Annotated in this window: 11 protein-coding genes; 6 read left to right on the top strand and 5 right to left on the bottom strand. The window is 42.5% G+C overall.

All coding sequences use genetic code 11. The annotated features are described in order from the left end of the window. Positions 1-11 precede the first annotated feature (11 nt). A complete protein-coding gene (locus tag ACFGVS_RS26575; protein ID WP_439696273.1) occupies positions 12-509 on the top strand; it encodes a 4-fold beta flower protein in 498 nt (165 codons plus the stop codon). Between the two features lie 19 nt (positions 510-528). Here the strand turns inward: ACFGVS_RS26575 and ACFGVS_RS26570 are convergent, their stop codons facing one another. Both ACFGVS_RS26570 and ACFGVS_RS26565 read right to left on the bottom strand, forming a co-directional pair. Next, the gene (locus ACFGVS_RS26570; protein WP_090653261.1) at positions 529-933 is read right to left on the bottom strand and encodes a GNAT family N-acetyltransferase; all 405 of its coding nucleotides are present in this window, start codon (positions 931-933) and stop codon (positions 529-531) included. A 55-nt stretch (positions 934-988) separates the two neighbouring features. After that, positions 989-1,903, bottom strand: coding sequence for a DUF6340 family protein (locus ACFGVS_RS26565; RefSeq protein ID WP_439696272.1), 915 nt, complete (start codon positions 1,901-1,903; stop codon positions 989-991). A gap of 266 nt (positions 1,904-2,169) precedes the next feature. On the opposite strand from ACFGVS_RS26565, the gene ACFGVS_RS26560 reads away from it, so the two are divergent. Beyond that, positions 2,170-3,285: a M42 family metallopeptidase gene (locus ACFGVS_RS26560; RefSeq protein ID WP_439696271.1), complete on the top strand. Its 1,116-nt coding sequence runs from the start codon at positions 2,170-2,172 to the stop codon at positions 3,283-3,285. An 87-nt stretch (positions 3,286-3,372) separates the two neighbouring features. Continuing rightward, entirely contained in the window at positions 3,373-4,275 is a 903-nt protein-coding gene (locus ACFGVS_RS26555; protein WP_274209515.1) for a nucleotidyltransferase family protein, read from the top strand. Positions 4,276-4,341: 66 nt separating this feature from the next. Here ACFGVS_RS26555 and ACFGVS_RS26550 read toward each other — a convergent pair whose 3' ends face one another. Further along, positions 4,342-4,725 (bottom strand): hypothetical protein, encoded by a 384-nt coding sequence (locus ACFGVS_RS26550; protein ID WP_274209516.1) that lies wholly within the window; start codon positions 4,723-4,725, stop codon positions 4,342-4,344. Positions 4,726-5,119: 394 nt separating this feature from the next. On the opposite strand from ACFGVS_RS26550, the gene ACFGVS_RS26545 reads away from it, so the two are divergent. Further along, on the top strand, positions 5,120-7,435 hold the full coding sequence (locus ACFGVS_RS26545; protein WP_439696270.1) for a glycoside hydrolase family 31 protein: 2,316 nt from the start codon (positions 5,120-5,122) through the stop codon (positions 7,433-7,435). Between the two features lie 110 nt (positions 7,436-7,545). After that, positions 7,546-8,088, top strand: coding sequence for a transposase (locus ACFGVS_RS26540; protein ID WP_439696269.1), 543 nt, complete (start codon positions 7,546-7,548; stop codon positions 8,086-8,088). Between the two features lie 156 nt (positions 8,089-8,244). Here ACFGVS_RS26540 and ACFGVS_RS26535 read toward each other — a convergent pair whose 3' ends face one another. Further along, on the bottom strand, positions 8,245-10,677 hold the full coding sequence (locus tag ACFGVS_RS26535) for a zinc-dependent metalloprotease (RefSeq protein WP_439696268.1): 2,433 nt from the start codon (positions 10,675-10,677) through the stop codon (positions 8,245-8,247). A gap of 93 nt (positions 10,678-10,770) precedes the next feature. Next, positions 10,771-11,376: a DUF4142 domain-containing protein gene (locus ACFGVS_RS26530; RefSeq protein ID WP_439696267.1), complete on the bottom strand. Its 606-nt coding sequence runs from the start codon at positions 11,374-11,376 to the stop codon at positions 10,771-10,773. A 317-nt stretch (positions 11,377-11,693) separates the two neighbouring features. On the opposite strand from ACFGVS_RS26530, the gene ACFGVS_RS26525 reads away from it, so the two are divergent. Next, positions 11,694-12,647 (top strand): lipid A deacylase LpxR family protein, encoded by a 954-nt coding sequence (locus ACFGVS_RS26525; RefSeq protein ID WP_439696266.1) that lies wholly within the window; start codon positions 11,694-11,696, stop codon positions 12,645-12,647. The last annotated feature ends 22 nt before the right edge of the window (positions 12,648-12,669 follow it).

Genomic DNA, 12,669 nt, shown 5'->3' with positions numbered 1-12,669 from the left:
AACTTAAACTCATGCGCTACCTCATCATCCTTGCTATAACTGCCGCCTGGCTTAATTTTAATGGTGCAGTTAATCACTTACAACCACCGCATACACGTGGCGGCGCCATTTCAAGCGTTGGGATATCAAATATTAAGTTTTCGGGCGACGAAACTGCTGTTTACAACCGGGTCGGAGTTGTGATAGGATGGATAAAAGACGCCATTGTATTCAATTACGAGGGTAACAAAGCCTTAGCTTTTATAGACAAACAGGATGTTTTTTCATTTGCATATGGCAATGCTTACTTAGGGCTGTTTCATAATGGCTTTTTTCGCGATAAAACAGGGAATGCTGTTGCCTGGGTACGTGGCGCATCGGGCGGGCCCATCACACTGCCTCCATTAGATAGGGTAGCACCAATTTTTATGCCGGTGATAAAACCCATAACACCAATAGTAACTACTATTACCCCGATTGAAACGCTTTCATGGTCAAACCAGAGCTGGGACGATTTTTTGGGCCGGTAAAGATAGCGGGATATATATTTCAGATTAACTTCTCCAATATTTCATAATCGAACCCATTCTTTGAAAAAATTTGCCCGGTTTGCTTAAAGTCAGCCTTCAAATAAAAGTTTATAGCCGATATACGCGCGTTACACCATATGCGTATGCCGCCATTGCGCACAGCAAAATCGGTTATATGTCTGAGCATTGCGCTCCCGATTCCCATATTTTGCTGCGATTCATCAACGGCAAACTTTCTGAACTGAAAATCTTCGCCGCGCTGAAACAAGGAAACTACGCCTATTATCGCATTATCTTTAAAAGCCGCAAAATGAAGGCCATCCTGGTCCTCCTCCATTTCCATTTCATAAAGCTTTTGCTGCGGATATAAAACTGTTTGGCGCAGCCGCCAGGTTAATTCAGGGCGTATTTGTTCTATTTGCATTTATTTTAATTAATAAGCCTTATCAACAACTTGCCTGATGGACAAGCACATCCAACTACTCCTTCATCAAATCCACAATTATCGCTTTTGCGTAATCGTTGGGGTGTTTTTCGTTAGATAGTTTGGCGGTTTTAAGCGCCTCATCAATATCGCCCTGAGCTTCATAAACTACTGCCAGGTTATAGGCTGCTTTGCTGGCCAGCTTGCTATCGGTGCCATCTATAAGCGGGTTTAGTATTTTAAAGGCTACATCAAATTTGCCGGCCTTAATTTGCGTTACCGACGATTCAAGTGCGCCGCCGTCGGCGTACAAGGGACGTTCGTTTGATATTGAAAAAGGCAAATAATCTTTTAAGGCATCCAGGGTAGCATCACGTGTGGCTGCTGTCATCGCAGGAATACTGCTTCTGTAGGATGGCTTATTAAATAAAGACCCAAAACCACCTGAATATGTTTCATCCTGGGGCACTTCGGCCATCCCTGCCAGCTTTTTTGAATAAATTCCGTTACTTTCAAATAGCGCGAGGCTGGTCTTTATTTTTGTAGTATAATAGTTAGATGGAATGCCATTGTAATAAACCGTTTCGGGATAAATACCCGCGCCGATGTCATTTAACACCAATACATAGTTGGCTTTGTGTGCAGCGGCCAAAAATTTAACCGAGTCGGTATTTACGGTGTAGTTTATCGAATCGACAAGGTTGATGATGTGTACACCTTTTAAATATTTTAACTGGTTGGCGGCAGTTTGGAGTGATACAACTGCCATCTTTTTCAAAACGCTTATTCTTCTGTAATCCCTGATCTTCACAGAATCCGGCCGGTAACGGTTTGCCACTACAATGATAGTACTGTCGCGGCTAAAGCCCATTTTAGGACCATAATTAACCGGTACCGTAACGTATTGAGGCACGCTACAGGATGTCAAAAAAACGATAATCAGGATAAAAAGGGGCGCAAAGCGTTTCACGATGTGGTTTATTAAGGTAATAAAGTTCAAAAATATTGTAAATAACCCAAACTTACAGATTACTGTAGGGTATACAGTTAATGACAAAAAAATAATTAAAAGGTTTAATTGCCCCTTAAATTAAAAAAAACGTTAATTATCGATGTAGAAGTATTAAATTAACAATAAAAACGTTAATTTATTTCCATTATGGCAAGTTATTTTGAAGCATTATCAATGGCTTTATTATATTTGCTTTATTGCTTAATATAGGTTACTCAAACAACATGGCTAAAAAGAAATCAGATCCCACTCCGCATATTTCAGTTGTAAACGAAACTTCACTGGCTTTTTTCGAAAAATACATAAACAACCCCTCGCCTACCGGTTTTGAATGGAAAGGCCAGGAATTATGGCTGGAATACCTGAAACCATATATCGACACACATTATGTAGATAATTATGGTACCGCGGTTGGCATCATTAACCCTAAAGCCGATTATAAGGTTGTTATTGAAGCACATGCCGATGAAATTTCGTGGTTTGTAAACTACATTACCAGTGATGGATTAATATACGTTATCCGTAACGGTGGGTCTGATCACCAGATAGCGCCTTCAAAGCGGGTAAACATCCATACCGACAATGGTATTGTAAAAGCCGTATTTGGCTGGCCCGCAATCCATACCCGCACTGGCGGCGACAAGGAAGAAGCCCCGACACTTAAAAATATCTTTTTAGATTGCGGATGCACCTCAAAAGAAGAGGTTGAAAAATTGGGCATTCACGTAGGTTGCGTTATCACTTATGAAGATGAGTTTATGATCCTGAACGACCGCTACTATGTTGGCCGCGCCTTGGATAACCGCGCCGGTGGCTTCATGATTGCCGAGGTAGCCCGTTTGTTGAAAGAAAACAACATTAAATTACCCTTTGGCCTGTATATTGTAAATGCCGTACAGGAAGAAATTGGATTGCGCGGTGCCGAAATGATAGCCCATAAAATAAAGCCGAATGTGGCAATAGTTACCGATGTAACCCATGATACCCAAACGCCCATGATTAACAAGATTACCCAGGGCGACCTGGCTTGCGGTCGTGGCCCCGTTGTATCATATGCTCCGGCAGTACAAAATAACCTGAATAAATTGCTGATAGAAACTGCCCAAAAAGCCGAAATACCTTTCCAGCGCCAGGCTTCCTCACGGTCGACAGGTACCGATACGGATGCATTTGCTTACTCTAATGATGGTGTGCCATCGGTATTAATTTCTTTGCCGTTACGCTATATGCATACCACTGTAGAGATGATTCACAAACAAGATGTAGATAATGTGATCCGTTTAATTTACGAAACATTGTTAAATATTACAGCCGGCCAGGATTTCAGGTATATCAAATAATTAATCCGGTTAAAACAATTTCGATTTCAAACCATTTCCTTATTCTATTAAAAAATTAGCAATTAAGTACTCCCTATATACATCCTTATGAAACCCACACTACTTATTTTGGCCGCCGGGATGGCCAGCCGTTACGGCAGTATGAAACAGGTTGACGGCTTTGGCCCCAACGGAGAAACCATAATCGATTATTCAATATATGATGCTATAAAAGCAGGTTTTGGCAAGGTAAGCTTTATCATCCGCGAAGAATTTGCAGATAATTTTAAAGCTATTTTTGAACCCAAACTAAAAGGCCGTATTGAAACTGATTACGTTTTTCAAAGCTTCGACCTGAAACCATTTGGCATTGATAAAGAAATTGAACGCGCAAAACCCTGGGGCACTGCCCACGCAGTACTTGCAGCGCGCAACCAGGTAAATGAGCCTTTTTGTGTGATTAATGCCGACGACTTTTATGGTTACGATTCGTTTGAAAAAATGGCCAAATTTTTAACTACCGAAGTTACCGATGATACTTATTCATTAATAGGTTACCAGATTGACAGGACATTGTCTGACTACGGATCCGTATCGCGCGGTGTTTGTAAAGTTGATGATGCCGGTAACATGGTCGAGATTAATGAGCGTACCGAAGTTTACTTTAAAGAAGACGGCAGTGTAGCTTACAAAGATGCTACAGGCGAACACGCGTTAAGCAATGATACCCGCGTATCTATGAATTTCTGGGGCTTTACACCCGCTGTTTTCAAACAAAGCGAAGAAATGTTCAGAGAGTTTGTTGCGGCTAATGAAAACAATCCAAAATCAGAGTTTTTTATCCCGCTGGTGGCCGATAAGCTGATCAAAGAAAATATAGCATCATTTAAAGTTATCCCAACCGGCTCAAAATGGTTTGGTGTTACTTATAAAGAAGATAAGCCTATTGTACAAAAAAGCATTTCAGAACTGGTTGCCAATGGCACCTACCCGGCTACACTTTGGGATTAAGTTACTGCTATATAAAAGCAAAAAGTCTGGCGATCTGCCAGACTTTTTGCTTTTATACGTTTTGGATTAGTCTATAAAGAAGAATCTTTTTTTGTTGTCTTCATCGTAAACGTGAACGGTTTTTGTAACCACCTGGTCGTTTGATTTGATCTCGAATTTATAATCGCCGTTGTCCAGGCTGGTTAGTACGTAACCTTTCTCTACTTCAACTTTGCTGGGCAAAAAGTCTTCCATCAAAATGTTATTGGCCTGGTCAAAAATGGTTACATATGATTTGCTGGCTTCGTTTTTTGAAATCATTACTGCTACGCCACGATCGTGTTTTAACGATGATACAGTGATAACATCTTTAGCTTTTTCGGTATGGCCTTTGGCATTGGCAGCAGCTGAAGTGAAAATGCCGGCGCTTAATAACAAGAATAATGCTGATAATTTGATTGAATTTTTCATGATCTTTTTATTTTTTAAATGTTGTTTTTAAATGTGTTTGTTATTTTCAATATCCAAAACAACAACATCTTTTGCAGTTGCCAAAACCAAATAGACCATCCATAAGTAGTTATAGACCAACAGCTTATAACGATCTTCAAACTGCTAAAAATCCACAAAATGGCTACTCACCGTGGTTTTATAGTTCAATAGCCGCTGTTCATCGATGCGTTTTTGCTGTTCATCGGTTATGCGGGTATAATTGGCTTGTGCTAAGTCGATAGTACTAAGTCGTAAGTCTAAAGTTGTTTTTTTCTTTTTTGGGCTTAGAACTTAAGACTTTGGGCTGAAGACTATCCGTCAATTTATCGTTGACACGATACTGATTTACATTTATAAAAACCATTGAAACTTAATGGCGTTGCTTTTTTGTGCCCTGCTATCAATCGCGCCGGCATGTTACCATATGGAAGTAGAAATATTAGGGAACGTAAAAAGTTTTAAACAACAGGGCGGCCTGCTAACTATTAAAACGATAAAAGCAGAAGCAAGGGTATGTGTATACAGCCCGACAATCATCCGGGTTAATATCAGTAGAAGGCATAGTGCCCCGGATAGTTCTTATGCTGTTATACAACAACCTATCGGCAAATTTGAATTTGATGAATCAGCTGATGCAATCGAAATCAACACCCCGGCATTAAAACTCAGCATCAATAAATCACCCTTGAGGTTTAACTTTTCTACGGCTGACGGCAAACCCCTAAGCGAAGACGATAGTCGTTTTGGCACCAACTGGCAGGGCGAGCGCGTAATTACCTATCGTAAATTATATGCCGATGAAAAATTTATTGGACTGGGCGAGAAAGCCGGCAACCTTAACCGGCGCGGAACATCGTATGTTAACTGGAATACCGATGCGGTTGACTACAACAACAAAAGCGACCCTTTATATAAAACATTTCCGTTTTTTATAGGCCTGCATAGCGGGCTAACCTATGGTCTGTTTCTGGACAATACCCACAAAAGCTATTTCGACTTTGGCGCTACCACCGACGATGAAATGAGCTGGTTTGGTGCCGATGGCGGCGATATGAACTATTATTTTTTTGGCGCACAGGGCGTAGCCAAAATTATTGAAGATTATACCTGGCTCACTGGCCGCATGGAAATGCCGCCGCTGTGGAGCCTTGGTTACCAGCAATGCCGCTGGAGCTATATGAGCGCCAAAGAAGTATTAAAAATTGCCAAAACCTTCCGCAAAAAGAAGATCCCGGCCGACGTGATGTATTGCGACATTGATTATATGGAGGGTTTCAAAATTTTTACCTGGAATAAGAAAACCTTTGCTAATCCGTGGGCCATAATGAACGAGCTAAAGGCGATGGGTTTTCATTTGGTTACGATAGTTGATCCGGGAATAAAGATTGAAGACGGCTACAAGCAATACGATGAAGGAGTAGCTAACGACTACTTTGCCAAATATCCCGATGGCGAAAATTATACAGGGTATGTTTGGCCGGGCCGCTGTCACTTTCCCGATTTTTTCAGGGATGATGTGCGGGAGTGGTGGGGCGCAGCGTTTACCGCTTTGACAGATGTTGGCGTAGATGGTTTTTGGAACGATATGAACGAACCGGCAGCCTGGGGGCAAAACATCCCGTGGATGGTAAAATTTGGAGATAAATATATGCCCGAAGTGCGCAATGCTTATGGCATGCAAATGGCCAGGGCTACATACGAGGGCACAAGAAAAATCCTGAATAACAAACGACCATTTGTACTCACCCGGGCCGCATACGCCGGCACACAGCGCTATTCGGCCGTGTGGACGGGCGATAACACCGGCACTGATGAGCACATGCTTTTGGGGCAGCGTTTAGTAAACAGCCTTGGTATAACCGGCATATCTTTTACCGGCGTAGATATCGGTGGCTTTAGCGCCAACCCGACGCCTGAGCTAATGGTACGCTGGAATTCGTTAGGAGTTTATACGCCAATGTTTCGAAACCACGCTATCCAGGGCAGCAAAATGCGCGAGCCATGGGAATGGGGAGATGTCAACGAGCAGCTCATCAAAAAAGATATTGAACAACGATATAAGCTGTTGCCCTATATTTATTCGGCCTTTCATCAATCCACACAAACAGGCTTACCCATTAGCCGCACGCTGGCCATTGAATATTCTTTTGACGAAAAAGTATATTTCGAACGCTTCCAAAACCAGTTTATGTTTGGCGATGCATTGTTGGTTGCGCCGGTTGAAAGCGATAAACTTACAATCGATGTTTACCTGCCCAAAGGCGATTGGTACCGCTTAAGTACCGGCGAAAAACTCAAAGGTGGTAAAATTGTAAATGTAGCCTCGCCTTTAACCGATTTGCCTGTATTTGTAAAAGCAGGCGCTATTATACCAATGCAAAGCGTAACGCAAAGTACAGCCGCTAAAGGCGATGGCATACTGCTACTCCACATTTGGAATGGCAAAAAAACCAGTGAGTTTTTGTATTATGAAGATGACGGGTTGTCTTATAATTATGAACAGGGGGCTTATTATAAGAGGACCATTAGGTTTGATCCGAAGAAAAAAAGCGTCACCTTATCGGCAGTTGAGGGAACATTTTTTTCGAGGTTTGATAAACTGAGTATTGTTTGGCATGGATTTGAGAGAGGGGTGAATGATAAGGTTGTTGATTTTGTAAAGGAGGAGATGATGATAGGATTTGTTTGAATTGAAGATTTGAATTATCTCATCCAGAGATTTGATGATGTATGTAAAACGTCCATAATCACAGCGGCCAATGTTGTCTTTCTATCAAAAATTTGCCATATTTATTTTAGATGGATGAAAAATTTAACAATAGATATCGTATTCCGGCAACCCGTCTTTCTGGATGGGATTACGGATCAAATGGCTTGTATTATGTAACGATATGCACAAAAAACAGAGTTCATTATTTTGGCGACGTTATTAGTGAACCGAATTCGGCAGTAGCTTTAAAAATGACACCGATTGGAGAGGTGGCTTCTAAAAACTGGGCGAATATTCCAATTCTTCATCCTTTTATCGAACTGGATGAATTTGTGTTGATGCCGAATCATTTACACGGCATTATTTTTATAAACAAACCTGATAAAGTTGATTGGCAGGTCAATAAATTTGGCGCGCAAAGCCAAAATTTAGCATCGGCAATGCGTGGTTATAAAGCATCAGTTAAAACATATGCTACAATCAACGAGATAGATTTTGCGTGGCAGCCACGGTATTTTGATAGGGTGATTCGCAATGAAAAGGAATACCAAAATGTAAGGGCATATATATTCAATAACCTGACAGATTGGTTGGCCAAAGGCGATAATGAAGATAATTATTTCCCAATGTAGAGACGCAATACTTTGCGTCTCCCGCGTTTAGGCCCGAATTTTCAACGCTCGATAGTTGAGATGCATTTGAAAATCCGGGAATTTGCATGATTGATTTGCATGCGGGAGACGCAAAGTATTGCGTCTCTACAAATACGGGTCGTAAATGATAGATTTTTATTCATCCCCATCCATCCCAATCGGCGATCCATCCGGCATATTCAACATTGGTGCGGGTTGAAACTTATCGGGATTTTTTTCAAACTCATTGATTTGTGATAAACCGAACAGCAAATTAGCTTTACTGCTGCCGGCAGCAGTAAGCGCCGCTGTTTTCATCCATTTTTTAAGGTCATCTATCTGTAGTAACGCAATACCGCGCACGCTTTCGGGGGCGCTGGTTGTGGCTGCCAGGGTCAGTATCTGCCTAAGGGCAAGGTTATTTACCAGGCGTTGCAACTCGCCTTTATAGCCTGCCGGTTGCGGGGCTTTCCAGGTTTGGGCTACCAGCTTATTCAAAACAGGTAAAAGGCCCGGCTGGGTATTATCGCGCGATTGGTATTCAACCAGCCTGGCGGCGCGCTCGGGCTGTAACATGAACGATAAGGTTGCAGCAGCGGCAGATTCTGCAGCGGCCAGCGGATCAAAAGTGAGGCCGGTATGCGATTTAAAGGTTTCCCTTGTACGCGGATAACCAATTGGTCGCGGTGGTATTTTCTCTATCAACTTTTCGGGCAGTGCCAATGCATCGGGGCTGATGGTGCCCATCAGCGCATTAAAAGCCTTCCATTGCTCGGCGGGAGGCACAAATTTAGTAATGGTTTGCCCATCGTTTTTTAAAGCGAAGGTATAATACAACCCGCCCAACATTTTCGAAGCAGCCTCGGCCTGGAAACGGTGAATCAGGTACATCGGCACCAATACCTCTTCCAGCGTAGCCATTGGCGCGTCCTGGCGAATGGCTTTTTCCGAAAAATTATCCAGCACATGTTTGCGTAAAACCATCAGGCGGTTCAGTTCATCGGCAGCATTGGTACCGCTATCCCATAAATGGGCTTGTGGGTGAGCGCTGCCGGCCGGGCGGGCATCATCATCAGATATAAATAAAAAGCCTTGTTTAATGGTTTCGGTAATGATGCCTTTTAAAGCCTCATCCTCATTGGTACCTTTAGCAAAATCCTGGTAACCATAAAGGATGGCACGTTTATCATATTCACCAATTTCGGTGCGATAAGCTTTACTGAGGTCGATAGTGCCATCAGCATTCAGGCTGATAACCGGTGGCGGATAATCCATTACCGATGCCCGGCCGTTTACACTGGCAGTAAAATTATGCTGCAAGCCCAGGGTATGGCCAACCTCATGGGCCGCCAATTGCCTTAAACGGGCAAGGGCCATTTTCATCATTTTATCGCTTGTTGGTTTGCCATCTTCATAAGGCTGAACCAATCCTTCGGCAATCAGGAAATCCTGCCTGTCGCGCAGGGAGCCAAGGGAAACCTGGCCTTTAATTATTTCGCCTGTACGCGGATCATCAATTGATGCACCGTATGACCATCCCCTGGTTGAGCGGTGAATCCATTGGATAATATTATAACGGATGTCCATTGGGTCGGCATCCTCGGGCAGCAGTTTAACCTGGAAAGCGTTTTTATAACCGGCAGCCTCAAAGGCCTGGTTCCACCAGCCGGCTCCTTCAATCAGGGCGTTACGCACAAGTTCGGGCGCCCCACGGTCAACATAATATATAATGGGCTTTATGGGTTCACTAATAGCCGCTGTCGGGTCTTTTTTCTCCAACCGGTGGCGGGCAAGCATCCGTTTCATAATAGGCTCATCAATAGGCGTAGCATAATCCATATAGTCCACATCGTAATAGCCGGATCGTGGGTCGAAGTTTCGTTTTTTATAACCCTCATCAGGTAGTTTTATAAAGGATTGGTGCATCCTTACTGTAACAGCATTAGGGTCGGGCGTCACCGAGCTAATCTCGTAACCTTTGCCTTTTCCGGCCAGGGTAATAGTGGCCTCAAATTCCGAATTATCAGGAAAGCTTTTTGTATTGGGTAAATATACTGCCGACCGGCTATCGTCAAAGCTAAAACTACCCTGGTTATTGTTATTCAATCTATCGGCAATCTTATGGCTATCGCGTAACAAAAAAGGCGTAAAATCAACCAAAACCCTATCCCCATCCCGGGCCACAACCGTGGCACCCCAAATAGCCGATTGGGCAAAGGCTTCTTCTACAGATTTTCTTTCTTCGGCATTATTGCTGACAGCCCGGTAGCTGTAATTGGGCTGCATCAATAATACCTTAGGACCGCTTTTTATGAATTTCACAATGCGACTGCCACCAATTTGCCCCCTATCCAAACCCAGATCATTTGACCCTACACCCGCTGGCATCGAGTTTACGTAAAGAAATTCCTGATCGAATTTATCTATCTCTAAAAAAATCTTCCCGGTTTTCTCATCCCAATAGAAGTTAAAATAACCGGTGTATTTGGTAAAGCCTTTTGTTTTGGCATCAATCTCATCAGTTTGTTGGGCTTTAACATTCAAAACAAAAATCAGTAAGGCAAAAAAGAGCAGGTAGACTTTTTTCATAGGGGCTAATCTGTTGTTAAGCCCTAAAATAGGTATAAAAACAGAAAAGGAGGTAAAATTACCTCCCTTCCATTGTTACAAAATCAGCATTAATTATTTCATGCCTTTTTTTATCGCCTCTATTTCGGCAAGGTGGCCTTTTATAGTAGGTAAAGTTTTTTCGGCAAAAGCCTTCAAATCTGCGTCTTTACAGTTTTTGGCAGCATCTTCAAACATCGATATTGTTTTTTTGTGCCCGTCAACCATGGCATCTACGTAAGCTTTGTCAAAATCGCTGGCCGATTTTTTTGAAAGATCGGCCAACTCCTTTTGCTTTTCTTCGCTTGGTGCGGCTGGCAATGTAATGTTTTTGGTTTTGGCAATAGCCATCAATTCCTCGTTTGCTTTGCCATGATCGGCCACCATCATCGCAGCAAAATCTTTAACTTTTTGATTTAAGGCTTTGGTTTCGGCAACTTTACCTGCCGCAACTTCGGTCATACCACCGTTGGCAGCGTCAACAGCAAATTTTGCATCATCTTTATCAACAGCAATGCCTTTTGCGCCGGTTACGCCGGTAGTATCGTTAACCGCCATTGTTGATGTGTCTTTAACGGCATTGGTACTGTCGGCAGCATCTTTACTGTCTTTGGCACCGCCGCATGATTGGAATGATAAGGCAGCAATTGCCATCATCGCCATTAAACTTAACTTTTTCATAGTAGTGATTTATTTATGTTTTTATAGGCAACAACTTTTACTCAGATAAGTTTTATTTTCTTATTTGTAAAATACATTAAGTTTATATAAATAAACCCTTTTCAAAGCAATAAAATTTGGATATAAAAATGTCCCACAGCCGCCAGCCTGGCACAACCGAACCGCCCTGGCAATCTTTTTTTTACCGATTTTCTTTCAACGTTTTAATTTTGATTTCTCACCTATTTACAATTGTTTACAACATTTTTCATAATACGATGAACTATGATTTAAACCACTCAAAATTTATATATTGGCCGCAGAAATATTCATACTAAATGCTAAACAAGCTTTTTTTTACGCTGGTATGCCTGTTGGGCTGTACCACATTATTTGCCCAGCAACATAGCCAGGAATTTGGCATCCAAACTGATAACGACTCGTACCTGGGCCAGGGGTCTGACAGGTATTACACCAATGGTATTTTTTTTTATTACCGTAAGGCCTTAAAAGTTGCAGAATCAGGGAACCTTCAAAACAAAATTTTGGGCATCGAATTAGGGCAAAAGATGTTTAATCCACAATCGGGTTACGTTAGGGACGCGGGTGATGTTGACAGGCCTTTTGCCGCATACACATACATTGGCGGTACCTTAAACCTATTATATAAAAACGAAAGCACGCTTAAGCTTGGTGCCCAAATAGGGCTGGTTGGCCCCGCTGCCGGCGGCGAACCTATTCAAAAACTTATTCATAACACATTTGGCTTTTACACATTGAACGGCTGGCAATACCAGATCAGGAATGATGTTGAGCTTAATTTATCTGCCGAATATAACAAGCTGCTTGCCCGTGCGTCATGGGCAGATGTAAGCCTGGCCAGCTATGCCAATTTAGGTACCGGCTTTACCGGGGCCGGATTAGGGCCGCTGTTTCGCCTGGGCAACTTTAACCAGCTATTCAGTTCAATAAGTACGCAAAGCACGGCCTCGTTAACTCCTCAAAGCAATTTACTGCACAAGCAAGAGTTATTTTTTTACTACAAACCGCAAATAAACGCCATAGTTTACGATGCCACCGTACAAGGCGGCCTTTTTAGCAGCCACGACCCTAATAGCCTGGAAATTACCGGGACCAAAAAGCCCTTTGTTTTTAGCCAGCAATTTGGCGTAGGTTTTAGCTTTACCCGTTTCACTTTTGATGTTGCCGCTATTTTCCACACCCGCGAAGTTAAAACGATGATACATTCGCACCAATGGGCGGCAATAACCGGGGTTTATAGATTTAAGTAAGATTAAAGTTCAATTTGCAGGT

This window comes from Mucilaginibacter sediminis, from assembly GCF_051903035.1.
Taxonomy (GTDB): Bacteria; Bacteroidota; Bacteroidia; order Sphingobacteriales; family Sphingobacteriaceae; genus Mucilaginibacter.
Note: the sequence above shows the minus strand (reverse complement) of the source record. Positions and strands in the feature narration are given on the sequence as shown.

Excerpts from the sequence above, each read along its gene's own strand:
- ACFGVS_RS26575 (WP_439696273.1), top strand. The coding sequence starts at position 12 with ATGCGCTACCTCATCATCCTTGCTATAACTGCCGCCTGGCTTAATTTT.
- ACFGVS_RS26570 (WP_090653261.1), bottom strand. The coding sequence starts at position 933 with ATGCAAATAGAACAAATACGCCCTGAATTAACCTGGCGGCTGCGCCAA.
- ACFGVS_RS26560 (WP_439696271.1), top strand. The coding sequence starts at position 2,170 with ATGGCTAAAAAGAAATCAGATCCCACTCCGCATATTTCAGTTGTAAAC.
- ACFGVS_RS26555 (WP_274209515.1), top strand. The coding sequence starts at position 3,373 with ATGAAACCCACACTACTTATTTTGGCCGCCGGGATGGCCAGCCGTTAC.
- ACFGVS_RS26550 (WP_274209516.1), bottom strand. The coding sequence starts at position 4,725 with ATGAAAAATTCAATCAAATTATCAGCATTATTCTTGTTATTAAGCGCC.
- ACFGVS_RS26545 (WP_439696270.1), top strand. The coding sequence starts at position 5,120 with ATGGCGTTGCTTTTTTGTGCCCTGCTATCAATCGCGCCGGCATGTTAC.
- ACFGVS_RS26540 (WP_439696269.1), top strand. The coding sequence starts at position 7,546 with ATGGATGAAAAATTTAACAATAGATATCGTATTCCGGCAACCCGTCTT.
- ACFGVS_RS26535 (WP_439696268.1), bottom strand. The coding sequence starts at position 10,677 with ATGAAAAAAGTCTACCTGCTCTTTTTTGCCTTACTGATTTTTGTTTTG.
- ACFGVS_RS26530 (WP_439696267.1), bottom strand. The coding sequence starts at position 11,376 with ATGAAAAAGTTAAGTTTAATGGCGATGATGGCAATTGCTGCCTTATCA.
- ACFGVS_RS26525 (WP_439696266.1), top strand. The coding sequence starts at position 11,694 with ATGCTAAACAAGCTTTTTTTTACGCTGGTATGCCTGTTGGGCTGTACC.